The following is a 23,962-nucleotide window of genomic DNA, read 5'->3' as shown; positions in this document are numbered from 1 at the left end:
GGTGCGGTGGGTGTGCGGGCTGCGACGGGGGCGCGGGCTGCGGTGAATGCGCGGGCCGCTGTCGAAGGGGGCGGCGCCGGGGCGGGGGCTGGGCACCGTGGGCGTGTGCCGGTGGTGCCCGGGTTCGCGCGACGGCCCGCCGACGGCTCGCCCCGGGCAGAGGGCGCGGCGGGAGAGAAGGCGCGAGGCAAGGCGCTGCGCACGCGCGTCCCCCGCTCCGCGCACGCCGCGTTCACCCCGGACCCGGGGCGGCCCGACGCCCCGACGGCCGTGGCGGAGTCCAACCGCGGCCGCATCCCCGGACTCACGCCGATCCGGGTCGGCCGGATGGCGGCGACCCCGTTCGCGTTCCTGCGCGGATCGGCGGGCCTGATGGCCTACGACCTCGCGCGGACTCCGATCACCGGCGTCGTCGCCCGTATCTGCGGCGACGCGCACGCGGGCAACTTCGGCCTGTACGGCGACGCCCGCGGCCGTCTGGTGATCGACCTCAACGACTTCGACGAGACGGTGCTCGGCCCCTGGGAGTGGGACCTCAAGCGGCTCGCCGCCTCCCTGGTGCTCGCGGGCCGCGAGGCGGGCTGCGGCGAGGATCGCTGCCGCGAGGCCGCCTGGCACGCGGCGGGCGCCTACCGGCGCACCATGCGGCTGCTGGCCCGGCTCCCGGCCCTGGACGCCTGGAACGCCGTCGCCGACGAGGAACTCGTCTCCCACGCCGACGCCCACGACCTGCTCGGCACGCTGGAGCGGGTCTCGCACAAGGCGCGGGCCAACACCAGCGGGCGGTTCGCGGCCAAGTCGACGGAGTCGGGCGAGGACGGCGCCCTCCGCTTCGTGGACGCACCGCCGGTGCTGCGCCGGGTGCCCGACGCGGAGGCGGCCGCGGTCGCCGCGTCGCTGGAGCAGTACCTGACCACGCTGCCCCACGACCGGCTGCCGCTGCTCGCCCGGTACGCGGTGCACGACGTCGCCTTCCGCGTGGTCGGCACCGGCAGCGTGGGCACTCGCTCCTACGTCGTGCTGCTGCTGGACCACCGCGGCGAGCCGCTGGTCCTCCAGGTGAAGGAGGCCCGGCCCCCGGCCCTGGCGCCCCACCTGGCGACCGCCGGCCTCGACGCGCCCCGGACAGCCCATGAGGGACGGCGGGTGGTGCTCGGCCAGAAGAGCATGCAGGTGGTCAGCGACATCCTGCTGGGCTGGACGACGGTCGACGGACGGCCCTTCCAGGTACGGCAGTTCCGCAACCGCAAGGGCAGCGTCGACCCGGCCGCCCTGCCCGCCGACCAGCTCGACGCCTACGGCCGGATGACCGGCGCGCTGCTGGCCCGCGCCCACGCCCACAGCGCCGACCCGCGTCTGATCGCCGGTTACTGCGGCAAGAACGAGCGGCTGGACGAGGCGGTGGCCGCCTTCGCCGTCGCCTACGCCGACCGCACCGAGGCGGACCACGCCGATCTCGTGACGGCGGTGAGGACCGGGAAGATCGCGGCGGAGACGGGGGTGTAGGCGCTCAGGGCGCCGGAAGCGCGGGCGCCTGGTTGCCCTGCGCGCGGGGAGCGCGGGAGTCCGGAGCCCTGGCGGCGTGGCGTCTAGGGCTTGTTTCGAAAGCAGCGTCGTCCGCCCGCCGGGCAGAGGGACTCTCGAAACACGCCCCAGGGGGTGTGGAGGTCGGCGTAACCGCGTGGTCGTGCGGGCGCGATGGCCGTCCGCGGGGTCGGTCGCCCCCGGCGCGACGCTACGCTGTGCGGGTGACGACTCCGGAAGCTGAGCAGGGTGGCGTCGCCGGAGCGGACCGGGCGACGTCCGAGAGCGCTGCGGCGCGACCCGAGGCGCGCTTGGAACGGGCCGTGCGGGCCGCCGAGCAGGCGCTGATCGAGTACGAGATCGCGGTGGAGACCTTCCGGGTGGAGGTCGAGAACTTCTCCCGCCTGCACCACCAGAGACTCGGCCCGCTCTACGCCCACCTCGACGAACTGGAAGCGCAGATCGCCGAGGTCCGGGCCGCGCGCACCGGAGACCCGGAGGACCTGCGCCGGGCCCAGGAGGCACGCGCCCGGCTCCAGCCGATCCCGGGCGTCGAGGAGCTGCTGCACGGCTGGATGGACGGGGACGGCCTGTTCCCGGAGGCCGCGGCCATGCTCACCGACCAGCCGGTGCGGCCCCCGCAGCGGGTCCGGCCGAGCGAGGAGGCCCGCGGCCTCTACCGCGAGCTGGCCCGCAAGGCCCACCCCGACCTGGCGCAAGAGGAGGACGAGCGCCAGCGGCGCGAGGAGTTCATCACTCGCGTCAACGCCGCCTACGCCCGGGGCGACGCGGACGAACTGCGCCGCCTGGCCGAGGAGTGGGCCGCGGGACCCCGTCCGCCGGCGCCGGAGCCCAGCCCCGCCGAGGAGCTGTACGCCCGCCTGGAGTGGCTCTCCGCGCGCAAGGAGATGCTCACCCTCGTCGCCAAGGAACTGGAGGACAGCGCGATCGCCGGCATGCTGCGCCTCGCCCCCGACGACCCCGACCGCCTCCTCGACGAGATCGCCGCACAGCTCCACGCCGACGTGGCGCACCGCGAGTCCGAACTGGCGGCTCTGCGCGCCGAGGGATGACCCGATGGAGAGCACCGGGCGCGACCTCGCGGCCCTGTGGCCCTGTACCGGAGCCCCGGCCGCGGGTCGGGGCGGTCCCAGGAGCGTCCGAGGACGACGGGCGGGTGCTTGGGCTCACGGGCGGTGTCATGGGCCTTGGGCGGCGGTCTCGGAGGCGTCGGGCGACGCGGTTCAGGGCGACGGTCGGGCTCGGGTGTCAGACGCCGCCGACGACGGGGCTGACCGGTCGCCGCTCGGGCACCCGCTTCAGGTAGCGTCGGAGCATGCATTTCGGAGCTGGTGTGCCCACGGTCGCGGTCAGCGACCTCAAGGACGGCGACTTCCTGCTGGACGTCCGCGAGGACGACGAATGGCAGGCGGGCCATGCCCAGGGGGCGCTGCACATCCCCATCGGCGAGTTCACGGCCCGCTACGGCGAACTGACCGAGGCCGCGCCCCAGGACGGGCGCGTCCACGTGATCTGCCGCTCCGGCGGTCGCTCGGCGCAGGTCGCGATGTACCTCGTCCAGCAGGGGGTCGACGCGGTGAACGTCGACGGCGGCATGCAGGTGTGGGCCGCCGCGGGCCGTCCCGTCGTGACCGACGCGGGCCAGCCCGGCCACATCCTCTGAACGAGGCGCGCCGAGCGCGCACGGCTCAAACCGACGGCTGAACCGGGCGCACTTCGCACGCACGGGCCGGACGTACGGCTGGATCGGGCGCGCGCCGAGCGGACGGCCGACCTGGGCGCACTCCGAGCATGTTCCGAGCGCGGCACCGGGCGGGCGAATGGTTGAACCGGGCGCGCCGAGCACACCGGCCGAGCGGACGGCCGACTTGGGCGCGCTCCGAGCACGGTCCGAGCGCGCCACCGACCGAGTGGGCTGCCCGTCGCCCAGCCGAACGTCCCGCCCGTCTCCCCGGCGCTCCGTCTGCGCTCGCCGCCCACCCAGCCGGACGGTGAGCGGACCTGCTGAGCCGCAGCCGGTGAGTCCGGGCCGACGCCCGGCGGGTGGGATCGGAAAGCCGCTCAGCCGGACGGCGAGCGGACCCGCTGGGGCGCAGCCGGTGAGTCCGGGCCGACGCTCAGCGGGTGGGATCGAAAGCCGCCCAGCCGGACGGCGAGCGACCCGCTGGGGCGCAGGCCGACGAGTTCCGGGCGCCGCCCAGCCGACGGGATAGGCACGGCCGCTCATCCGGCGGCTCCGGGCCGCGGCTCACCCGGCCCGTTCGGGCCATCGCTCCTCCGGCCCGTTCGGCCGTCGCTCAGCGGCCGAAGTCCCATTCCGGGCACCACCCAGCCGACGGGATCGGGACAGCCGCTCATCCGGCGGCTCCGGGCCGCGGCTCACCCGGACCATCCGGCCCGCTGCCCCTCCGGTCCGTTCAGCCCGCCGCTCCTCCGGTCCGTTCCGGCCTCCGGTCCGTTCGGTCGTCGCTCAGCGGTCGAAGTCCAGCTCCACCCGTTCCGTCGCCGGGTGCGACTGGCAGGCCAGGACGTAACCCGCTTCCGTCTCCTCCGGCTCCAAGGCGAAGTTGCGTTCCATGCGGACCTCGCCCGCGACCAGGAAGGCCCGGCACGTGCCGCACACGCCGCCCTTGCAGGCGTAGGGCGCGTCGGGCCGGTTGCGCAGGACCGTCTCCAGCAGGGACTCGCCGTCGCGGACCGGCCAGGCGCCGCCGCGGCCGTCGAGCCGGACGGCGACCGTGCTGTGCGCGGGCGCCGCGGGGACCTGGCGGGGCGGCGCGGCGGCGTCCACGTGGAAGATCTCCTCGTGGATCCAGTCCCGAGCCACCCCCAGCCCGCGCAGGGCGCGCTCCGCCCCCTGGACCAGCCCGTAGGGGCCGCACAGGAACCAGCCGGCCACGTCTGCCACCGGCAGCAACGCCGGAAGCAGTCCGGTCAGCCGCTCCCGGTCCAGCCGTCCGGACGGCAGCCCCGCCTGCTGCTCCTCCCGCGAGAGCACCGTCACGAGCTGGAACCGCTCCGGGTACCGGTCCTTCAGGTCGGCGACCTCCTCCAGGAACATCGTCGAGGCGGTCGTCCGGTCGCTGCGTATCAGGCAGAAGCGGGCCGACGGTTCGCGGGCCAGCAGGGTGGCGGCGATGGACAGCACCGGTGTGATGCCGCTGCCGCCGACCACGGCCGCGTAGAGGCCGGGCGCGGGCTGGAGGGTGAAGCGGCCCGCCGGGGTCATCACCTCCAGCTCGTCCCCGACGCAGACCTCCTTCAGCGCGTACGGGGAGAACGCGCCGCCCTCCACCAGCCGCACTCCGACCGTCAGCGTCCGCGGCCCCTCGCCGTCCGGGTCCGGTGCGGGGGAGCAGATCGAGTACGTCCGCCGCACGTCGGCGCCGTCGGCCGCCCGCCGCAGGGCGAGGTGCTGGCCCGGCTCGTGCTGGAACTGCGCGCGCAGTTCGGGCGGGACCGCGAAGGTGAGGGCCACGGAGTCGTCGGTGAGCCGGTCGACGGCCGCCACGGGCAGCGGGTGGAAGCGGGCCATCACACCTCCTTGAAGTGGTCGAAGGGTTCCCGGCAGGCCAGGCAGCGCCGCAGCGCCTTGCAGGCGGTCGAGGAGAACCGGCTGAGCAGCTCGGTGTCGGGCGACCCGCAGTGCGGGCAGGCGACGGGCTCGGCCGGCGCGTTTCCGGGCGCGGGGACCGGATGGGTGCGCATCGGGCTGAGCGCCAGCGGGATCGGCCCCGAGACCGCGGCCGTCCGCACGCGCGGCGGGGCGATGCCGAACTCCCGCAGTTTGCGCCGCCCTTCGGGGGTGATGTCGTCGGTCGACCAGGCCGGCGAGAGCACCGTGCGGACGGTGACCTCCCGCATGCCGTGCTCGCGCAGCACCCGCTCGATGTCCAGCGACATCGCCTCGATCGCCGGGCAGCCGGTGTAGGTCGGCGTCAGGTCGACCTCGACCGCGTCCCGGCCGCGCAGGTGCGCCGCGCGGACCACGCCCAGCTCCGCCAGGGTGAGCACGGGCAGCTCCGGGTCGGGCACCGAGCCCGCCCAGCGCAGCAGGTCCGCCTCCAGCGGGGTCGGCGCGGTCACCATGACGCGCCCGGGTGGCTGCGGTGCAGATGCTGCATCTCGGCGAGCATCCGCCCGAACGGCTCCGTGTGCAGGCCCTGGCGGCCCGCGCCCGCCGACCACGCGCCCGACCGCGAGCCCTCGGGCACGGTCAGGGTGGCGCGCCGCAGCACCTCGCCCACGGAGTCCAGCCAGGCGGCCTCCATGGCGGGCCAGTCGACGTCGAGGCCCGCCACCGGCTGGAACATCTCGCCGGTGAACCGCCACAGCGCGTCGCAGGCCCGCCGCATCCGCTCGTGGCTGACGTCCGTGCCGTCGCCCAGCCGCAGGGTCCACTGCTCGGCGTGGTCACGGTGGTAGGCGACCTCGTTGACGGCCTTCGCGGCGAGCGGGGCGAACTCGCCGTCCCCCACTGCCAGATGGGCGTACAGCAGGTGCTGGTAGGTGGAGAAGTAGAGCTGGCGGGCGATGGTGTGCGCGAAGTCGCCGCCCGGCTGTTCGACCAACTGGAGGTTGGTGAAGGCGCGTTCCTCCCGCAGATACGCCAGGTCGTCCTCGTCGCCCACCATGGACAGCAGGATCCTGGCCTGGCCCAGCAGGTCGAGGGCGATGTTGGCGAGGGCGACTTCCTCCTCCAGGACGGGGGCGTGACCCGCCCACTCCCCCAGCCGGTGGGAGAGCACCAGGGCGTCATCGCCCAAGGCGAGGGCGGCGGTCGCGGGCACGGTGGCCGTCACAGGTGCTTCACCCCTTCCGGGATCTCGTAGAAGGTCGGGTGCCGGTAGGGCTTGTCGGCGGCCGGCTCGAAGAACGGGTCCTTCTCGTCGGGCGAGGAGGCCGTGATCGCCGCGGAGGGCGCCACCCAGATCGAGACGCCCTCGCCGCGCCGCGTGTACAGGTCGCGTGCGTTGCGCAGGGCCAGCTCCGCGTCCGGGGCGTGCAGGCTGCCGGCGTGGGTGTGGGAGAGCCCGCGCCGGGAGCGCACGAAGACCTCCCACAGGGGCCAGTCGGTGTTCGTCATGCCTGCTCCGCTCCTGTCCGTGAGCTGTGCTTGGCGGCGTGGGCGGCGGCCGCGTCCCGCACCCAGGCGCCGTTGTCGTGCGCTCGACGGCGCTGGTCCAGGCGCTGCTCGTTGCACGGGCCGTCGCCCTTGAGGACCGCCTGGAACTCCGCCCAGTCGATCGCGCCGAAGTCGTGCCGCCCGCGCTCCTCGTTCCATACGAGGTCGGGGTCGGGCAGGGTGAGGCCGAGGGACTCGGCCTGGGGGACGCAGATGTCGACGAAGCGCTGACGCAGCTCGTCGTTCGAGTGCCGCTTGATCTTCCACGCCATCGACTGCGCGGAGTGCTGCGAGGCGTCGTCCGGCGGCCCGAACATCATCAGCGACGGCCACCACCAGCGGTCGACCGCGTCCTGCGCCATCGCGTGCTGCTCGGCGGTGCCTCGGCTCAGGGCCAGCAGCAGTTCGTACCCCTGGCGCTGGTGGAAGGACTCCTCCTTGCACACGCGGACCATCGCACGCGCGTACGGGCCGTAGGAGCAGCGGCACAGCGGGACCTGGTTGGTGATCGCGGCGCCGTCCACCAGCCAGCCGATCGCGCCCACGTCCGCCCAGGTCAGGGTGGGGTAGTTGAAGATCGAGGAGTACTTCTGGCGGCCGGAGTGCAGCTTGTCGAGCAGTTCCTCGCGGCTGACGCCGAGGGTTTCGGCCGCGCTGTAGAGATACAGGCCGTGGCCGACCTCGTCCTGCACCTTGGCCATCAGGATCGCCTTGCGGCGCAGGGACGGCGCGCGCGTGATCCAGTTGGCTTCGGGCTGCATGCCGATGATCTCGGAGTGCGCGTGCTGGGCGATCTGCCGGACCAGCGTCGCGCGGTAGGCGTCGGGCATCCAGTCCCGCGGCTCGATGCGCTCTTCGGCTGCCACCGCGGCGTCGAAGGCGCGCTGGTGGGCGTCGGCGCCTCCGGCGCCTTCCGGCGCTTCGTTCGCCGGGGCGCCGTCCGTCCGGTGCGCGGCTGCTGTCGCCATGCGGTCCCCCTTCGACCTCGACCTGAACTGGACTTCTCCGTCCTGACCCGACCGATCGTTCGGTCCGGCGCATTCCATGGTGCGGCTCGCCGCCGTAGGGTGTCAACCGCTGTGGACAACCGTGGGGCCGTCCTGTGGACAACTCGCGGACCGTCCCCTCGGGCGCCGTGTCCCGCCGCCTGTGCGGTCGGTGCGGCGGCAGCCATGGTCCCCCTCCCGGCACACTCCGCGCCGTTCGGGCGAGGGCCGTAGGAGTGGGGCCCGGCGTCGTCTCGGGCGGGAGCGCCTAAGCGGGGTGCGGGCCGGGGCTGTGCTGGGCGGACGGGGCTGAGTACCGTTCCATGCTGCGCCCGCGGGTGGCGCGCGGAGGAACGCGGGGCGGCACGGTGGCCGTGCGCCGCAGTGGCAGAGCGGGATGGGGAACGGGGCGGAATTCGGACATGAACGCGCGGGACGACGACGTGGACGCCTCGAACGCCCCGAACAGGCCGGGTGCGCCGCCTGGGTCACGGGAGGCGGACGAGGCCGAGGGGGCGAGCGAGGCGGCAGGCGCCAGCGGCTCGCGCGAGGCCGACGGCTCTCCCGCGACCGGCGCGGCCGCCGTGCCGCGTCCCCGGCAGGGTGATCCTCGGCAAGGCGGTGCATGGCAGGTTGGTGCACGGCAGGGTGATCCCCGGCAGGGTGGTGCTCGGCAGGGCGTGGCCGACCCCGGACCCGTCCCCGGATCCAACCCCGACCCCGGACCCGACCGTGCCCTCGCTAGTGACCCTGCCCGCGACCCGGACGCTGCCCCTGCCGCCGCCGATGCACCTGCCGAAGACGTTCTCGCGGAGTCGCCCGTCGGCGTCGCCGCGCTCTCGCCGCGCTACCGGGCGGGCGCCGTGCTGGCGCTCGCGGTGGTCGCCGTGGTCGTCTGCGCGCACCTCGGCATGGTGTTCCTGCACGTCGCCCCCGCCAACACGGTGTCGAAGCAGCACGCTCAGGCGGTGGACGACTGGATATACCCGGAGTTCGAGCAGAACTGGAAGCTTTTCGCGCCGAACCCGTTGCAGCAGAACATCGCGGTCCAGGCGCGGGCGGAGGTCCGCGGGGAGGACGGCGGTTCGCGCACCACTGACTGGTACGACCTGTCCGCCGAGGACGGCCGGGCCATCCTGGGCAACCCGCTGCCGAGCCACACTCAGCAGAACGAACTGCGTCGCGCCTTCGACTACTACACGAGCACGCACGACAAGGAGAGCCGGCCGGTGGGACTGCGCGGCGCCCTAGCGGAGCAGTACCTGCGCCGCATCGTCGAGATGCGTCTGGACCGCGACCGCGCCGCCGGTCCCGGCGGCGCCCTCGGGCGCGTCCAGGTCCGCTCCCGCACCACCAGCGTCTCCCCGCCCGTCTGGAGCGGGGAGAGGGCGTCCACCGCGCCCTTCTACCACCTGCTGCCCTGGTGGACGGTCCCGGCCGCCGAGGCCCCTGGAGGCGTGCGATGAACAGCCCCGCTCCCTCTCCCGCCGCTTCCCTCCCTCCCGTCTCTCCCGTCCCGCACACCGCGCCCACCGCTTCGCCCCCGCCTCCCGCCGCCTGGTCCCCGTCCCGGTCGCTCGCCAGAGTCGCCGACGCCGCTCTCGGCCCTTTCCAGGCGGCGGTGATACGCGTCGGCTTCTCCGCGACCTGGCTGCTGTTCCTGCTGCGCGAGTTCGCGCACCGCCAGGAGCTGTACGGCCCGGACGGCCCCTGGAACTGGGCTCTCGCCCGGCAGTTGACCTCCGACAACGGCGCCTTCACCGCGCTGCTGTGGTTCCGGGGGCAGCTCTGGTTCGAGACCGTCTACGCCCTGGCCGTGCTGTCGAGCCTGCTGCTGTCGCTGGGCTGGCGCACCCGCACCATGTCCGTGCTGTTCATGCTCGGGGTGTTCTCGTTGCAGAACCGCAGCGTGTTCATGGGCGACGGCGGCGACAACGTCCTGCACGTGATGGCGCTGTACCTGGTCTTCACCCGGTGCGGACAGGTGTGGTCGCTGGACGCCCGCCGGGCGGCGCGCGTCCGGGAGGCACGCGCGCGTGGGGAGCGGGCGCCCGACCGGGCCGGTCCCGCGCTGTGGGGGGTGCTCGGTCTGGTCCTGGCCGCGGTGACGGCCGCCGGGCGGACGCAAGGCGAGTGGCTGGTGCCCGCGATCCTGTGGGGCATATGGGCGGCGCAGGCCCTGAACTGGGCGGTCCAGCGGCGTGCCCGGTCGGCCGAGCCGCGGATCCTGCTCGACGCGGTCGGCAACATCGTGCACAACGCCGCCCTGCTCGTGATCATGGCGGAGGCGTGCCTGATCTACGCGACGGCCGGCTGGTACAAGATCCAGGGGTCCCGCTGGCAGGACGGCACGGCCGTGTACTACCCGCTGCACCTGGACTACTTCTCGCCCTGGCCCGGCCTCGGCGACCTGATGTCCTCCAGCGGCACGATCCTGACGCTGATCACCTACGGGACGGTCATCGTGCAGGTCGCCTTCCCTTTCACGCTGTTCAACCGGCGGGTCAAGAACGTCCTGCTGGTGGCGATGATGACCGAGCACGCCGTGATCGCGGTCGTCCTCGGTCTGCCGTTCTTCTCGCTGGCGATGATCGCGGCGGACGCGGTGTTCCTGCCGACGCCGTTCCTGCGCCGGCTGGGCCGCCTGGCGGGGCAGGCCCGCGCGCGGGCGACGCAGGCGGCGCGGGGCCGCGGCGACAGGGGCCGGTCCGGTCGCGAGCCGCGCTCCGCCTAGGGGATCGCAAGCCGCGCCGCCGCCGTCGGTCAGCATCCAGTCGACGGCCCGCCGGGCGTGCCTGCCTAGGGACTTGCGAGCCGCGCTCCGCCCGGGGGACGGAGGGGGACGTCCCGCCGGGGAGACGCCTCCTGGGACGGCCAGCCCGCCCGCGTAGGCTTCCCGGCATGACCGACCCCGTATCCGCCTGGCGGCGGCTCGCCGGCGCCACCGTGCTGCTCGACGGCTTCCACGCCCTCAAGCACGCGCTGCGCTTCGGGGCCGAGGTGCCGGTAGCCGTCGCCGCCGACCGGCCGGCGGCGCTCGCCCTCGCCGAGGAACTGGCGCCGGACGTCCGGGACGCCCTGGAGGCGCTGCTCGTCGAGGTGTCCGGGGACATCTACGCGTCCCTGGTGCCACGGCCGCACCCCACCGGAGTGGCCGCGCTCGCCGTGCGGCCCTCGCGCGAGGCCGGGCTGCGCGCGCTGGCCCGAACGCCGCGCGAGGCGCCGGTGATCGTGCTGGACCAGCCGCGCAATCTGGGCAACGCGGGCGCGGTGATCCGGCTGGCCGCCGGTTTCGGGGCGACCGGGGTGGTGACCACCGGGGCGCTCGACCCCTGGCACCCTACGGTGGTGCGCGGCGGGGCCGGGCTGCACTTCGCGACCGTCGTGGAGCGGCTGGGCGTGGACGAGCTGCCGCGCGGGCCGCTGTTCGCGCTCGACCCGGAGGGCGAGGACCTCCGCGGGCTGGAGCTGCCCGACGACGCCGTCCTCGCCTTCGGCTCCGAGCGCAGCGGGCTGTCGACCGCACTGCGCTCGCGCGCCGATCACTTGGCGGCCCTGCCGATGCGCCCCCAGGTCTCCAGCTACAACCTCGCCACCAGCGTGGCGATGACGCTGTACCACTGGAGCGCCGCCGGGAGCGCACCGGGCGCGCGCTGACGGCGACCTACGCCTGCCGGCGCACCTCCACCGTCCGGAAGCGGTTGGCGACGAACGCCCCGTCGGTGAGGGCCGCGTTGGCGGCCGGGTTGCCGCCCGAGCCGTGGAAGTCGGAGAAGGCGGCCGTCTGGTTGACGTACACCCCGCCGGTGAGGTTGAGCGACAGTTGGGCGGCCTCCTCCAGGCACGCCTCCGCCACCTCGCGTTCGACCTCCGCGTCGGTCGTGTAGGCGCCCACCGTCATCGCGCCCTTCTCCCGGATCGTGCGCCGCAGCAGCTCCACCGCGTCGGCGGCGGAGTCCACGGCGACGGCGAAGGAGACCGGGCCGAAGCACTCGCTCATGTAGGCGGCCTCGGCGTCCGGCTTGGCGCCGTCGAGCTTGACCACCACCGGCGTGCGGACGACCGCCTCGGGGAAGTCGGGGTGGGCGATCTCGCGGGAGGCGAGGGCGACTTCCCCGAGGCCCGCCGCGGCCTCCAGGCGGGCCTTGACGTCGGGGTTGACGATCGCGCCGAGCAGGGCGGCGGCCCGCGCGTCGTCGCCGAGCAGCCCGTCGACCGCCTTGGCGAGGTCGGCCGTCACCTCGTCGAAGGACTTGGGGCCCTCGTCGGTGCGGATGCCGTCGCGGGGGATCAGCAGGTTCTGCGGGGTGGTGCACATCTGCCCGCTGTAGAGGGACAGCGAGAAGGCCAGGTTGGCGAGCATGCCCCGGTAGTCGTCGCTCGACTCCACGACGACCGTGTTGACGCCGGCCTTCTCCGTGTAGACCTGGGCCTGGCGGGCGTGGGCCTCCAGCCAGTCGCCGAAGGCGGTGGAGCCCGTGTAGTCGATGATCTTGATCTCGGGGCGGGTGGCCAGCGTCTTGGCGACGCCCTCGCCGGGCCGCTCGGCGGCGAGCGCCACCAGGTTCGCGTCGAAGCCGGCCTCGGCGAGCGCCTCGCGGGCGACCTGCACCGTGAGCGCGAGCGGCAGCACCGCGCGCGGGTGGGGCTTGACCAGGACCGCGTTGCCGGTGGCCAGGGAGGCGAACAGGCCCGGGTAGCCGTTCCACGTCGGGAAGGTGTTGCAGCCGATCACCAGGGCGACGCCGCGCGGGACGGCCGTGAACTCCTTGGTCAGGGCGAGCGGGTCGCGCTTGCCCTGCGGCTTGCTCCACTCGGCCGCCTGGGGGGTGCGGACCTGCTCCGCGTACGCGTACGCGACGGCTTCCAGGCCGCGGTCCTGGGCGTGCGGGCCGCCCGCCTGGAACGCCATCATGAACGCCTGGCCGGAGGTGTGCATGACGGCGTGCGCGAACTCGTGCGTCCGGTCGCTGATGCGCTTGAGGATCTCCAGGCAGACCGCCGCGCGCAGCTCCGGGCCCGCCTCGCGCCAGGCGCGCTGGCCGGCCTTCATGGCGGGCAGCAGCTCGTCGAGGTCCGCGTGCGGGTAGGTCACTCCCAGCTCGACGCCGTAGGGGGAGACCTCGCCCCCGACCCAGTCGTCGGTGCCCGGCTGGTCCAGGTCGAGGCGGCTGCCGAGGACGGCGTCGAAGGCGGCCTGGCCGGCCGCGGCGTCCAGACTGCCGTGCTCCCCGTACGCCTTGGGGTGCTCGGGGTGGGGCGACCAGTACGCGCGGGTGCGGATCGCCTCCAGGGCCTGGTCGAGCGTGGGCCGGTGGCGGGCGATCAGCTCGTGCGCGGTCGGTTCGGCGGCCATGCGGGACCAACTCCTCTCTCGGGAGCTCCTCGCGAGCTCGTGACCTGGCGGAAACATGGGCGGGGACGGCCGGTCAGGGTTAGAGTAACCGAACGATCGGTCGGGGCAAGTGGTCCGCCGTATCTGTGGAAAAGTCGGCCCACAGGGGTCCGCCGCCGCTGTGGACAACGCCGTGCGGGAGGATCGCGCACATGACAGCACTGGACCTCAGCAGCCCCGTGGCCGTGGTCGGCGCAGGCACCATGGGCCAGGGCATCGCCCAGGTCGCGCTGGTCGCGGGCCACTGCGTGCGCCTGTATGACACCGTGCCCGGCCGGGCAGAAGAGGCGGCCGACGCGATCGGCGCCCGGCTCGACCGGCTGGTGGCCAAGGACCGCCTCACCGGCGCCGACCGGGACGCCGCCCGCGCCCGGCTGAAGCCCGCCGGAAGCCTCGCCGACCTCGCCGACTGCTCCCTGGTCGTCGAGGCCGTCGTGGAGCGGCTGGACGTCAAGCAGGAGCTGTTGCGCGAACTGGAGGGCGTCGTCGCCGACGACTGCCTGCTCGCCACCAACACCTCCTCCCTGTCGGTGACCGCCGTCGGCGGCGCGCTGCGCAGCCCCGGCCGCTTCGTGGGCCTGCACTTCTTCAACCCGGCGCCGCTGATGCCGCTGGTGGAGGTGGTCTCCGGGTTCGCCACCGACGTGTCGTCGGCCACGCGCGCGTACGAGACGGCCCGCGCCTGGGGCAAGACCCCGGTCGCCTGCGCCGACACCCCCGGCTTCATCGTCAACCGCCTCGCGCGCCCCTTCTACGCCGAGGCCCTGGCCGTCCTGGAGTCCCAGGCCGCCGACCCCGCCACCATCGACGCCGTGCTGCGCGAGTGCGGCGGCTTCAAGATGGGCGCGTTCGAGCTGACCGACCTGATCGGCCAGGACGTCAACGAGTCCGTCACGCAGTCGGTGTGGCGGTCCTTCTTCCAGGACGTGCGCTTCACGCCGTCCCTCGCCCAGCGCCGCCTGGTCGAGTCCGGCCGGCTCGGCCGCAAGAGCGGCCACGGCTGGTACGACTACGCCGAAGGCGCCGAGCGGCCCGAACCGCACACCGCCGAGGAGGCTCTGCCGCCCGCCTACGTGATCGCCGAGGGCGACCTCGGGCCCGCCTGCGAACTGCTCGCGCTGATCCGGGAGGCGGGCATCCCGGTCCGCGAGGAAGACGAGGACGAGGGCGACCGCCTGGTGCTGCCCAGCGGCGGCCGCCTGGCGCTCGCCGACGGCCAGACCTCCGTGGAGTTCGACGACGTCGTGTACTTCGACCTCGCGCTCGACTACCGCAGGGCCACCCGCGTCGCCCTGGCCGCGTCCCAGGACACCTCGCCCCGGACGCTGGCGGAGGCCATCGGGCTGTTCCAGGCGCTCGGCAAGGACGTCAGCGTGATCGGCGACGCTCCCGGCATGATCGTCGCGCGCACGGTCGCCCGCATCGTCGACCTGGCGCACGACGCCGTCGCCAAGGGCGTGGCCACCGAGGAGGACGTCGACACCGCGATGCGGCTGGGCGTCAACTACCCCCTCGGCCCCTTCGAGTGGAGCCGCCGCCTCGGCCGCGGCTGGGCCTACGCCCTCCTCGACGACCTGCATCTGCGCGACCCCTCCGGGCGCTACGCCCCGTCCCTGGCGCTGTACCGCCACGCCTATGCCTCCGAGCAGCGAGAGGGCACCTGATGACGACCGCCAGACGCGACACGTACACGCCGGAGACGCTGCTGTCCGTGGCCGTCCGCGTCTTCAACGAGCGCGGCTACGACGGCACGTCCATGGAGCACCTGTCCAGAGCCGCCGGGATCTCCAAGTCGTCGATCTACCACCACGTGGCCGGCAAGGAGGAGCTGCTGCGCCGGGCCGTCAGCCGGGCGCTGGACGGCCTCTTCGGGATCCTCGGCGAGGACCGCGCGCGCGAGGGGCGCTCCGATGAGCGCCTTGAGTACGTCGTGCGGCGCATGGTGGAGGTGCTTCTCGCCGAGCTGCCCTACGTGACCCTGCTGCTGCGGGTGCGCGGGAACACCGCGACCGAGCGGTGGGCGCTGGAGCGGCGCCGGGAGTTCGACCACCGGGTGGCCGCACTGCTGAAGGCGGCGGCCGCCGACGGGGACGTGCGCGGCGACGTCGAGGTGCGGCTGGCCACCCGGCTCGTCTTCGGGATGATCAACTCGATCGTGGAGTGGTACCGGCCGGACGGCCGGGGCATGAGCGAGCGCGAGGTGGCGGACGCGGTGGTGCGGCTGATCTTCGGCGGGCTGCGCGCGGACGGCTGAACCGGCGGCGGCCGAGGCGGGGCGGCGGGCCGCCGTTCGCGCCGCGTCGGTCACCGCTGCGGTTCGAGGTCCTCCTCCTCGAACACCAGCAACGTACGCGTGCTGAGCACTTCGGGGATCGCCTGGAGGCGGGTGAGCACCAGCTCGCGCAGCGCCCGGTTGTCCGGCGTGTGCACCAGCAGCAGGACGTCGAAGTCCCCCCCCACCAGGGCGATGTGCGAGGCGCCGGGCAGCTGGCGCAACTGCTCGCGCACCGTGCGCCAGGAGTTCTGCACGATCTTCAGCGTGATGTACGCGGACGTGCTGTGGCCCGCGCGTTCGTGGTCGACCCGGGCGCCGAAGCCGCGGATGACGCCGTCCTCGATCAGCCGGTTGATGCGGGCGTAGGCGTTGGCCCGCGAGACGTGGACGCGTTCGGCGACGGACCGTATCGAAGCGCGGCCGTCCGCCTGGAGCATTTGGAGGATGTCCTGGTCGACGGCGTCCAGCGGCCGGGGCGCGGACGAGGCGGCGCCGGCGGCGTTCGCCGCGCTCGCGGAGCCGGCCGCGCCGTCTGAGCCGTCGGCCATTTGTTCAGGCGCCATGTCCCCCCGCCTCCCTACCATGGACGTAGTGCGCCCATCCCACGCTGTGGAGAACCGTTTGTCCACAGGCTGAGGCCGCCTGTAGCCAAAATGCGCCGACGACCGAACAATCGGTTGGTGAGGCGGGTCACAGCCGACGCGCCTCCCGTAGTCACTCCCACGAGGAGGTGCCGTCATGACGGTCATGGAGCAGCGGGGCGCGTACCGGCCATCGCCGCCGCCCGCCTGGCAGCCCCGCACCGACCCCGCGCCGCTGCTGCCCGACGCGGAGCCGTACCGCGTGCTGGGGACCGAGGCGGCCGCGAAGGCCGACCCGGAGCTGCTGCTCCGTCTGTACGCGCAAGCGGTGCTCGGCCGCCGGTACAACACGCAGGCCACCGCCCTCACCAAGCAGGGCCGCCTCGCCGTCTACCCCTCCAGCACCGGGCAGGAGGCCTGCGAGATCGCCGCCGCCCTCGCCCTGGAGGACCGCGACTGGCTCTTCCCCAGCTACCGCGACACGCTCGCCGCCGTGGCGCGCGGCGTGGACCCCGTCGAGACGCTCACCCTGCTGCGCGGCGACTGGCACACCGGCTACGACCCCTACGAGCACCGCGTCGCCCCCCTGTCCACGCCGCTCGCCACCCAGCTCCCGCACGCCGTCGGCCTCGCCCACGCCGCCCGCCTCAAGGGTGACGACGTGGTGGCGCTGGCCATGGTCGGCGACGGCGGCACCAGCGAGGGCGACTTCCACGAGGCGCTGAACTTCGCCGCCGTCTGGCAGGCGCCGGTGGTGTTCCTGGTGCAGAACAACGGCTTCGCCATCTCCGTCCCCCTCGCCAAGCAGACCGCGGCGCCCTCCCTGGCGCACAAGGCCGTCGGGTACGGCATGCCCGGCCGCCTGGTCGACGGAAACGACGCCGCGGCCGTCCACGAAGTGCTCCGCGACGCCGTGCGGCACGCGCGCGCGGGAGGCGGCCCGACGCTGGTGGAGGCCGTGACCTACCGCATCGACGCCCACACCAACGCCGACGACGCGACCCGCTACCGCGGCGACGCCGAGGTCGCGGCATGGCGCGAGCACGACCCGATCCAGCTCCTGGAGCAGGAGCTGACCGGGCGCGGCCTGATCGACGAGGACGGCATGGCGGCCGTCCGCCAGGACGCGGAGGCGATGGCCGCGCGGCTGCGCGAGCGCATGAACCAGGATCCGGCGCTCGACCCCATGGACCTGTTCGCCCACGTCTACGCCGAACCGACCCCGCAGCTTCGCGAGCAGCAGGCCCTGCTGCGGGCCGAGCTGGAGGCAGAGTCCGAGGAGGGCCCCGCCCGATGACCGCCGTCGCCCTCAAGCCGGCCACCATGGCCCAGGCCCTCACCCGCGCCCTGCGCGACGCGATGGCCGCCGATCCCGCCGTGCACGTCATGGGCGAGGACGTCGGCGCCCTCGGCGGCGTCTTCCGCGTCACCGACGGGCTGGCCGCGGAGTTCGGCGAGGACCGCTGCACGGACACGCCGCTGGCCGAGGCCGGCATCCTCGGCGCCGCCGTCGGCATGGCGATGTACGGGCTGCGCCCGGTCGTCGAGATGCAGTTCGACGCCTTCGCCTACCCCGCGTTCGAACAGCTCGTCAGCCACGTGGCGAAGATGCGCAACCGCACCCGCGGCCGGATGCCCCTGCCGTTGACCGTCCGCATCCCCTACGGCGGCGGCATCGGCGGCGTCGAGCACCACAGCGACTCCTCCGAGGCGTACTACATGGCGACTCCGGGGCTCCATGTCGTCACACCCGCGACCGTCGCCGACGCCTACGGGCTGCTGCGCGCCGCCATCGCCTCCGACGACCCGGTCGTCTTCCTGGAGCCCAAGCGGCTGTACTGGTCGAAGGACTCCTGGGACCCCGAGGCGCCGCAGGCCGTCGACCCGATCGGGCGCGCCGTGGTGCGGCGCTCCGGCGCCAGCGCCACGCTGATCACCTACGGGCCGTCCCTGCCCGTCTGCCTGGAGGCCGCCGACGCGGCCCGCGCCGAGGGCTGGGACCTGGAGGTCGTCGACCTACGCTCGCTGGTGCCGTTCGACGACGAGACGGTGTGCGCGTCGGTCCGCCGCACCGGACGGGCGGTCGTCGTGCACGAGTCGGGCTCGTTCGGCGGGCCCGGCGGGGAGATCGCCGCCCGCGTCACCGAGCGCTGCTTCCACCACCTGGAGGCGCCCGTGCTGCGCGTGGCCGGGTTCGACCTCCCCTACCCGCCGCCGATGCTGGAGCGGCGCCACCTGCCCGGCGTCGACCGGATCCTGGACGCGGTGGCCCGTCTTCAGTGGGAGGCCGAGAGCTGATGGCACAGGTGTTGGAGTTCAAGCTTCCCGACCTCGGCGAGGGGCTCACCGAGGCGGAGATCGTCCGCTGGCTGGTCGAGGTGGGCGAGGTGGTCGCCGTCGACCAGCCGGTCGTGGAGGTCGAGACGGCCAAGGCGATGGTCGAGGTCCCCTGCCCCTACGGGGGCGTGGTCACGGCCCGTTTCGGCGAGGAGGGCGCGGAGCTTCCCGTGGGCGCGCCGTTGCTGACGGTCGCGGTCGGCGAGCCGTCGGGGGCCTCCGGGGCTTCCGGGGCTCCCGAGTCCGCCGGTGCCTCGTCGTCCCACGGGGCCTCCGGGTCCTTTGAGCCCGCTGGGGCTTCCCCGCCTGCCGGGACCGCCGGATCTGCCGGGTCTGCCGGACACGCACTGGACGGTTCTGGGGGCGGTGAGGCGGCGGGCTCCGGAAACGTCCTGGTCGGTTACGGCACGGGGGCGCCGGCGGCCCGCCGCCGCAGGGTGCGGCCTGCCGCGCCGGGGACAGCCACGGTGCCGGGGACGGCCATCGCGCCTGGGACGGCTTCCGCGCCTGGCACTGCTCTGGCGCCGGGGACGGCCATCGCTCCGGGGACGGCTACTGCGCCTACCCCTGCCACCGCGCCCAGCGCGCCCGGAGCGGACTGGGCCGTGCGGCCCGTGGCCTCCGGCACAGGGTCGCGCCTCGCGACCGCGCCGTCCGCCGGGGCGCGTGCAGCCGCGTCCGCGGCGGCGCCCGATGCGTCCGTGCGGGACGGGCTGCCCGCCGACGGCGGTCCCGTTCCCGTGATCTCGCCGCTGGTGCGCCGACTGGCCCGGGTCAACGGCGTGGACCTGCGGCGCCTGCTGGGCTCCGGTCCCGAGGGACTGATCCTGCGGGCGGACGTGGAGAACGCGCTCCGCGCCGGTACGGCGCCACACGGAGCAGGGACCGCCGCCTCCACGCACACGGGGTTCGCTGCCTCTGCGCCAGCCGATCCCGCCCCCCTCTCGGCGAACCAAGCCGCCTCTCCCTCGGCGACGTGGCCCACCGCCTCCGCCGCAGCCTCGCCCCGCGCCGCCGGTACCGCTCCCACCCCGGGCGCCGACACCCGCGTCCCCCTCAAGGGCATCCGCGGCGCCGTCGCCGACAAACTGTCCCGCAGCCGCCGCGAGATCCCGGACGCGACCTGCTGGGTGGACGCCGACGCGACGGAGCTGATGCGCGCGCGGGCGGCCATGCAGCACTTCACCGGGGGGCGCCCCCAGACGCCGGGCGCCGCGGCGCCGAAGATCTCCGTGCTGGCGCTGCTGGCCCGGATCTGCACCGCCGCGCTCGCCCGCCACCCCGAGCTGAACTCCACGGTCGACACCGAGGCCCGCGAGGTCGTCCTGCGCGACCAGGTGCACCTGGGCTTCGCCGCGCAGACCGCACGCGGACTCGTGGTCCCCGTCGTCCGGGACGCGCACACGCTGAACGCCGAAGCGCTCAGCGCCGAGTTCGCCCGGCTGACCGAGGCGGCCCACGCGGGCGCCCTCACGCCCGCCGATCTCACCGGCGGGACCTTCACGCTGAACAACTACGGGGTGTTCGGCGTCGACGGCTCCACACCGATCATCAACCACCCCGAGGCCGCCATGCTCGGCGTCGGCCGCATCACCCCCAAGCCCTGGGTGCACGAGGGCGAGCTGGCGGTGCGGCAGGTCGTCCAGCTCTCGCTCACCTTCGACCACCGCGTGTGCGACGGAGGCACGGCGGGCGGATTCCTGCGCTACGTGGCCGACTGCGTGGAACAGCCGGCGGTGCTGCTGCGCAGCCTGTGAGGAGGCGGGGCCGCCCACGGCGCCCTGTGCCGGGGCGGACCCCCCCACCATCCGGTGCCTGCCGCCCCCGTGCCTCCGGGGGCAGGCACCGGCTGCCCGGGGCACTCGGTGTCCGCCCCCGCATCCGGTGCTCCCGGGCATCCGGTGCTCCCGGGCATCCGGTGCCGTCTCCGGGCATCCGGTGCCCGCAGGCATCCTGTGTCTGCTCTCGCCGTCTTGTGGCCCCCGGCCACCCGGTACCCGCCCCCGCCATCCTGTGTTCGCCCCTGGGCATCCGGTGCCCGCCCCCGCCACTCGATGGCCGCACCCGGCTCCGGTGCCCGCCCCCCAACCGATGCCCGCCCCCGGCTCCGGTGCCCACCGACACCCCCCGTGCCCCGCTCGCGTTTCCCGGTGATCGCGGTCGGGACGCATACTCGGAGGGTGACCGTCCACGAGTCGCTCGCCCATGACGCCGTGGTGCTCGCCGGAGGCGCGGCCCGGCGTCTCGGCGGGGCCGACAAGCCCGGCGTGCGAGTCGGCGGCCGGGCTCTGCTCGACCGCGTGCTCGCCGCCTGCGCCGACGCGCGCACCACCGTGGTCGTGGCCGATCCCCGGGACACCGCCCGGCCCGTGCGCTGGGCTCGCGAGGAGCCGCCCGGCGGCGGCCCGGTCGCCGCGCTCGACGCCGGTCTGCGGCTGACCACGGCGGACTGCGTCCTGGTGCTCTCCGCCGACCTGCCGTTCCTCGGACCGGCCGTCGTGCGGCGGCTGACGGACGCCCTGCGCGCCGGCCGCGCCGACGGCGCGCTGCTCACCGACGCCGACGGCCGGGACCAGCCGTTGGTGGCGGCCTACCGCGCGCCCGCGCTGCGCCGGGCGCTGGCGGCGCTCGCCCGCGGCCACGGCGCGCTCGCCGGTCTGCCGCTGCGCCGGCTCACCGCGGAACTCGACGTGATCCGCCTCTCGGACGACCTCTCCGCCTTCGACTGCGACACCTGGGACGACATCGCGGCCGCTCGGGCACGCATCAGGGAGCATGGGCACGTGTTGGATGAATGGATCTCCGCAGTCAAGGACGAACTGGGCATCGACCTGGACGTCGACACCGGCGTCCTCCTCGACCTGGCCCGCGACGCCGCCCACAGCGTGGCCCGCCCGGCGGCGCCCCTGACCACTTTCCTCGTCGGCTACGCGGCGGCGCGCGCCGGCGGCGGCCCCGAGGCGGTCGCCGAGGCCGCCCGCAAGGCCGCCGCCCTCGCCCTGCGCTGGGAGGACGAGGACACCGGCGAGGGCCGGCCCGACGCGGCGCCCGACGCCACGCCCGATCCGCGGCCGGACACGCGATGATCGCCCGCGGAGCGCGGACCGGCGAGGACGCCGACGACCTCTACGTCGAGGAGGCCCTCGCCCTCGTGAACGCACCCCACCACGGCCGCCGCCCCGGCCACGGCGGCACGCCCCCCGGACCGGGCGCCGCATCCCCGGGACCGGGCGCCGCATCCCCGGGACCGGGCGGACCCGCCGGACCCGCGTCCTCCGGGACCGGCCGTGGCGGGCCGGGCGCCGCGTGGTCCGGGACAGGCGAGGACACCGCCCCGCACCGGGCGACCCCCTGGCACCGGGCCCGCGACCTCGCGTCCCGCGCCGCCCGCACGGCGGCCCGCCGCGCCGCAGCGCCGGTCCCCCTGGAGGCCGCGCTGGGCCTGGTCCTGGCCGAGCCGCTCGACGCCCTCACCGACCTGCCCTCCTTCGACACCTCCGCGATGGACGGCTGGGCGGTCTCCGGGCCCGGCCCCTGGGACGTGCGCGAGAGCGGCGCGCTGGCCGGAGGCGCCCTCCCCGAGCCGCTGACCGACGGCGAGGCGGCGCCCATCGCGACCGGCGCCCGGCTGCCGCAGGAAACCACCGCCGTGCTGCGCACCGAGCACGGCCGCACGGACCCCCAGGGCAGGCTGCACGCCACGCGCGAGATGGGCCACGGCCAGGACATCCGCCCGCGCGCCCAGGAATGCCGCAGCGGAGACCAGTTGCTGCCGGCCGGTGTCCTGGTCACCCCGGCCGTGCTCGGTCTGGCCGCGGCCGCCGGATACGACGCTCTGACCGTCGTGCCCCGGCCCCGCGTCGACGTGCTCGTGCTCGGCGACGAACTGCTCGCCGCGGGCCTGCCCCGCGAGGGCCGGATCCGGGACGCGCTCGGCCCCATGCTGCCGTCCTGGCTGCGGGCGCTGGGCGCCCAGACGGGTGCCGTGCGCCGGATCGGCGACGACGCCAAGGCGCTGCACCAGGCCGTCACCCGGTCCCAGGCCGATCTGATCGTGACCACCGGCGGGACCGCCGCCGGGCCGGTCGACCACGTCCAGCCCGTGCTGCGCCGGATCGGCGCCGAGCTGCTGGTGCACGGCGTCGCGGTGCGCCCGGGACATCCCATGCTGCTGGCGCGCGTCGGGGAGGGCCGGCATCTCGTCGGGCTGCCCGGGAACCCCCTCGCGGCCGTCTCCGGCCTGATCACCCTCGCCGAGCCGCTGCTGCGCGCCCTGTCCGCGCGCCCGTCCCCCGAGCCGTACGCGCTGCCGCTCCGGGAGGCCGTACGGGGGCATCCGCACGACACGCGGCTGGTGCCGGTCGCGCTGCGCGGCGACCACGCCGTCCCGCTGCGCTACCAGGGCCCGGCCATGCTGCGCGGCATCGCGGCGGCCGACGCGCTGGCCGTCGTGCCGCCCAGCGGCGCCGGGGTGGGACAGGAGACGGAACTCCTCGACCTGCCGTGGGCCGCCGCCGGGATCGGGGTGTGTTTCACGTGAAACGTCGGGGTCACGACGCGATCGTCCGGCAGGCGGACGAAGACCTCGTGACCCATCGGGTGAGACTCCCGACCAAGCCGGTGCGGCGCCCGATGCGACAGGTCGGCAAGCGGCTGGCCATGGCGCTGCTGGTCCTGGTGGTGACCGTGGTCGTCGTCTACGCCGACCACGACGGCTACCACGACAACGCCGACGGCGCCGTCGACCTGCTCGACGCGGCCTACTACGCCACGGTCACCCTCTCCACCACCGGATACGGGGACATCACCCCGTACAGCGACGGCGCCCGGCTCACCAACATCCTCGTCATCACACCGCTGCGGGTGCTGTTCCTGATCATCCTGGTCGGCACCACGCTCGAAGTCCTCACCGAGCGCACCCGCGAGGAGTGGCGCCTGAGCCGCTGGAGGTCCGCGTTGCGGGATCACACCGTCGTCGTCGGGTTCGGCACCAAGGGCAGGTCGGCGATCGAGACCGTCTGCGCGACGGGGGCGCAGCGGCAGCAGGTCGTCGTGGTCGACTCCAGCGCCCACGCGATCGACGCCGCCACCGCGCACGGGTACGCCGGAGCGGTCGGGGACGCGACCCGCAGCGAGGTGCTGAAGCGGGCGGAGGTGCAGCGGGCCCGGCAGGTCATCGTCGCCGTCCAGCAGGACGACGCCGCCGTGCTGGTCACGCTGACGGCCCGCCAGCTCAACCGGGGGGCGAAGATCGTCGTCGCGGTCCGGGAGGAGGAGAACGCGCCGCTGCTCAGACAGTCCGGGGCGGACGCCGTGATCACCACCTCCAGCGCGGCCGGACGGCTGCTCGGGCTGTCCGTGCTCAGCCCGGCCGCCGGCATGGTCATAGCGGACCTGATCCAGCAGGGCAGCGGCCTGGACCTCGTCGAGCGGCCCGTCACCAGGGCCGAGGCGGGCCGGGGGCCGCGCGAGATCGACGACCTGGTGGTGAGCGTCCTCCGCGGCCACCGGGTCCTCGGCTACGACGATCCCGCCGCCGCCGTCCTGGAGCTGACGGACCGCCTGATCACGATCGTCCGCACCGCGCCCGCCGCCCAGGTCGCCCCGGTCGCCCGGCCGCGGCCGCAGGAGTGAGCGGGAGGACCGGCCGCCGGGACCCGATCGCGGGACATGCGCGGCGCCGCCCGGATCACGCCGCCTGGTGAGCGGCACGGTGAG

21 protein-coding genes are annotated in these 23,962 nt (G+C 74.8%); 14 read left to right on the top strand and 7 right to left on the bottom strand.

From position 1 onward, the window contains the following. The first annotated feature begins 42 nt into the window (after positions 1 to 42). The 3 genes from ABZ861_RS14535 (at position 43) to ABZ861_RS14525 (ending at position 3,208) form a co-directional block, all read left to right on the top strand. Positions 43 to 1,506 (top strand): DUF2252 domain-containing protein, encoded by a 1,464-nt coding sequence (locus tag ABZ861_RS14535; protein WP_361629357.1) that lies wholly within the window; start codon positions 43 to 45, stop codon positions 1,504 to 1,506. Positions 1,507 to 1,748: 242 nt separating this feature from the next. Beyond that, positions 1,749 to 2,597 carry a hypothetical protein gene (locus tag ABZ861_RS14530; RefSeq protein WP_361629145.1) on the top strand — a complete coding sequence of 283 codons (849 nt, stop codon included), beginning with the start codon at positions 1,749 to 1,751 and terminating at the stop codon, positions 2,595 to 2,597. A gap of 281 nt (positions 2,598 to 2,878) precedes the next feature. Next, on the top strand, positions 2,879 to 3,208 hold the full coding sequence (locus ABZ861_RS14525) for a rhodanese-like domain-containing protein (RefSeq protein WP_361629354.1): 330 nt from the start codon (positions 2,879 to 2,881) through the stop codon (positions 3,206 to 3,208). An 807-nt stretch (positions 3,209 to 4,015) separates the two neighbouring features. Here the strand turns inward: ABZ861_RS14525 and ABZ861_RS14520 are convergent. From ABZ861_RS14520 to paaA, 5 genes are read right to left on the bottom strand one after another with little or no spacing between them, the layout of a single operon-like run. After that, entirely contained in the window at positions 4,016 to 5,080 is a 1,065-nt protein-coding gene (locus ABZ861_RS14520; protein WP_361629142.1) for a 2Fe-2S iron-sulfur cluster-binding protein, read from the bottom strand. After that, positions 5,080 to 5,634: a 1,2-phenylacetyl-CoA epoxidase subunit PaaD gene (gene paaD, locus ABZ861_RS14515; protein ID WP_361629139.1), complete on the bottom strand. Its 555-nt coding sequence runs from the start codon at positions 5,632 to 5,634 to the stop codon at positions 5,080 to 5,082. The genes ABZ861_RS14520 and paaD overlap by 1 nt, the downstream gene beginning before the upstream one ends. Then, a complete protein-coding gene (paaC, locus tag ABZ861_RS14510) occupies positions 5,628 to 6,347 on the bottom strand; it encodes a 1,2-phenylacetyl-CoA epoxidase subunit PaaC (protein WP_361629136.1) in 720 nt (239 codons plus the stop codon). Before paaC ends, paaD begins: the two co-directional genes overlap by 7 nt. Next, positions 6,344 to 6,631 carry a 1,2-phenylacetyl-CoA epoxidase subunit PaaB gene (gene paaB / locus ABZ861_RS14505; protein WP_361629133.1) on the bottom strand — a complete coding sequence of 96 codons (288 nt, stop codon included), beginning with the start codon at positions 6,629 to 6,631 and terminating at the stop codon, positions 6,344 to 6,346. Before paaB ends, paaC begins: the two co-directional genes overlap by 4 nt. Continuing rightward, positions 6,628 to 7,638 (bottom strand): 1,2-phenylacetyl-CoA epoxidase subunit PaaA, encoded by a 1,011-nt coding sequence (gene paaA, locus ABZ861_RS14500; protein WP_361629130.1) that lies wholly within the window; start codon positions 7,636 to 7,638, stop codon positions 6,628 to 6,630. Before paaA ends, paaB begins: the two co-directional genes overlap by 4 nt. A 440-nt stretch (positions 7,639 to 8,078) precedes the next feature. Here paaA and ABZ861_RS14495 point away from each other — a divergent pair, with 440 nt between their 5' ends. The 3 genes from ABZ861_RS14495 (at position 8,079) to ABZ861_RS14485 (ending at position 11,313) form a co-directional block, all read left to right on the top strand. Beyond that, the gene (locus ABZ861_RS14495; RefSeq protein ID WP_361629127.1) at positions 8,079 to 9,122 is read left to right on the top strand and encodes a DUF5819 family protein; all 1,044 of its coding nucleotides are present in this window, start codon (positions 8,079 to 8,081) and stop codon (positions 9,120 to 9,122) included. Then, complete coding sequence (locus ABZ861_RS14490; protein WP_361629124.1) at positions 9,119 to 10,390, top strand: HTTM domain-containing protein; 1,272 nt, start codon at positions 9,119 to 9,121, stop codon at positions 10,388 to 10,390. Before ABZ861_RS14495 ends, ABZ861_RS14490 begins: the two co-directional genes overlap by 4 nt. Before the next feature lie 167 nt (positions 10,391 to 10,557). Further along, positions 10,558 to 11,313 carry a TrmH family RNA methyltransferase gene (locus ABZ861_RS14485; protein WP_361629121.1) on the top strand — a complete coding sequence of 252 codons (756 nt, stop codon included), beginning with the start codon at positions 10,558 to 10,560 and terminating at the stop codon, positions 11,311 to 11,313. Between the two features lie 7 nt (positions 11,314 to 11,320). On the opposite strand, the gene paaN is transcribed toward ABZ861_RS14485, so the two are convergent. Next, positions 11,321 to 13,012 (bottom strand): phenylacetic acid degradation protein PaaN, encoded by a 1,692-nt coding sequence (gene paaN, locus ABZ861_RS14480; protein WP_361629118.1) that lies wholly within the window; start codon positions 13,010 to 13,012, stop codon positions 11,321 to 11,323. 191 nt (positions 13,013 to 13,203) lie between these two features. On the opposite strand from paaN, the gene ABZ861_RS14475 reads away from it, so the two are divergent. Continuing rightward, positions 13,204 to 14,715 carry a 3-hydroxyacyl-CoA dehydrogenase gene (locus ABZ861_RS14475; RefSeq protein ID WP_361629115.1) on the top strand — a complete coding sequence of 504 codons (1,512 nt, stop codon included), beginning with the start codon at positions 13,204 to 13,206 and terminating at the stop codon, positions 14,713 to 14,715. Continuing rightward, entirely contained in the window at positions 14,715 to 15,305 is a 591-nt protein-coding gene (locus ABZ861_RS14470; RefSeq protein WP_361629112.1) for a TetR/AcrR family transcriptional regulator, read from the top strand. The genes ABZ861_RS14475 and ABZ861_RS14470 overlap by 1 nt, the downstream gene beginning before the upstream one ends. A 50-nt stretch (positions 15,306 to 15,355) precedes the next feature. Here ABZ861_RS14470 and ABZ861_RS14465 read toward each other — a convergent pair whose 3' ends face one another. Continuing rightward, entirely contained in the window at positions 15,356 to 15,889 is a 534-nt protein-coding gene (locus ABZ861_RS14465) for an Lrp/AsnC family transcriptional regulator (protein WP_361629109.1), read from the bottom strand. A 175-nt stretch (positions 15,890 to 16,064) separates the two neighbouring features. Between ABZ861_RS14465 and pdhA the strand changes: the two genes are divergently transcribed. From pdhA to ABZ861_RS14435, 6 genes are all read left to right on the top strand, one after another. Next, on the top strand, positions 16,065 to 17,204 hold the full coding sequence (gene pdhA / locus ABZ861_RS14460) for a pyruvate dehydrogenase (acetyl-transferring) E1 component subunit alpha (RefSeq protein WP_361629106.1): 1,140 nt from the start codon (positions 16,065 to 16,067) through the stop codon (positions 17,202 to 17,204). Then, positions 17,201 to 18,205 carry an alpha-ketoacid dehydrogenase subunit beta gene (locus tag ABZ861_RS14455; RefSeq protein ID WP_361629103.1) on the top strand — a complete coding sequence of 335 codons (1,005 nt, stop codon included), beginning with the start codon at positions 17,201 to 17,203 and terminating at the stop codon, positions 18,203 to 18,205. Before pdhA ends, ABZ861_RS14455 begins: the two co-directional genes overlap by 4 nt. Next, positions 18,205 to 20,001 (top strand): dihydrolipoamide acetyltransferase family protein, encoded by a 1,797-nt coding sequence (locus ABZ861_RS14450; protein ID WP_361629100.1) that lies wholly within the window; start codon positions 18,205 to 18,207, stop codon positions 19,999 to 20,001. The genes ABZ861_RS14455 and ABZ861_RS14450 overlap by 1 nt, the downstream gene beginning before the upstream one ends. A gap of 423 nt (positions 20,002 to 20,424) precedes the next feature. Next, positions 20,425 to 21,330, top strand: a complete 906-nt coding sequence (locus tag ABZ861_RS14445; RefSeq protein WP_361629097.1) for an NTP transferase domain-containing protein — start codon at positions 20,425 to 20,427, stop codon at positions 21,328 to 21,330. Then, on the top strand, positions 21,327 to 22,784 hold the full coding sequence (locus ABZ861_RS14440) for a molybdopterin molybdotransferase MoeA (protein ID WP_361629094.1): 1,458 nt from the start codon (positions 21,327 to 21,329) through the stop codon (positions 22,782 to 22,784). Before ABZ861_RS14445 ends, ABZ861_RS14440 begins: the two co-directional genes overlap by 4 nt. Next, positions 22,781 to 23,878 (top strand): potassium channel family protein, encoded by a 1,098-nt coding sequence (locus ABZ861_RS14435; protein ID WP_361629091.1) that lies wholly within the window; start codon positions 22,781 to 22,783, stop codon positions 23,876 to 23,878. The genes ABZ861_RS14440 and ABZ861_RS14435 overlap by 4 nt, the downstream gene beginning before the upstream one ends. Positions 23,879 to 23,962: the final 84 nt, after the last annotated feature.

The organism is Streptomyces sp. NPDC046985 (assembly GCF_040644415.1).
Classification (GTDB): Bacteria; Actinomycetota; Actinomycetes; order Streptomycetales; family Streptomycetaceae; genus Streptomyces.
Note: the sequence above shows the minus strand (reverse complement) of the source record. Positions and strands in the feature narration are given on the sequence as shown.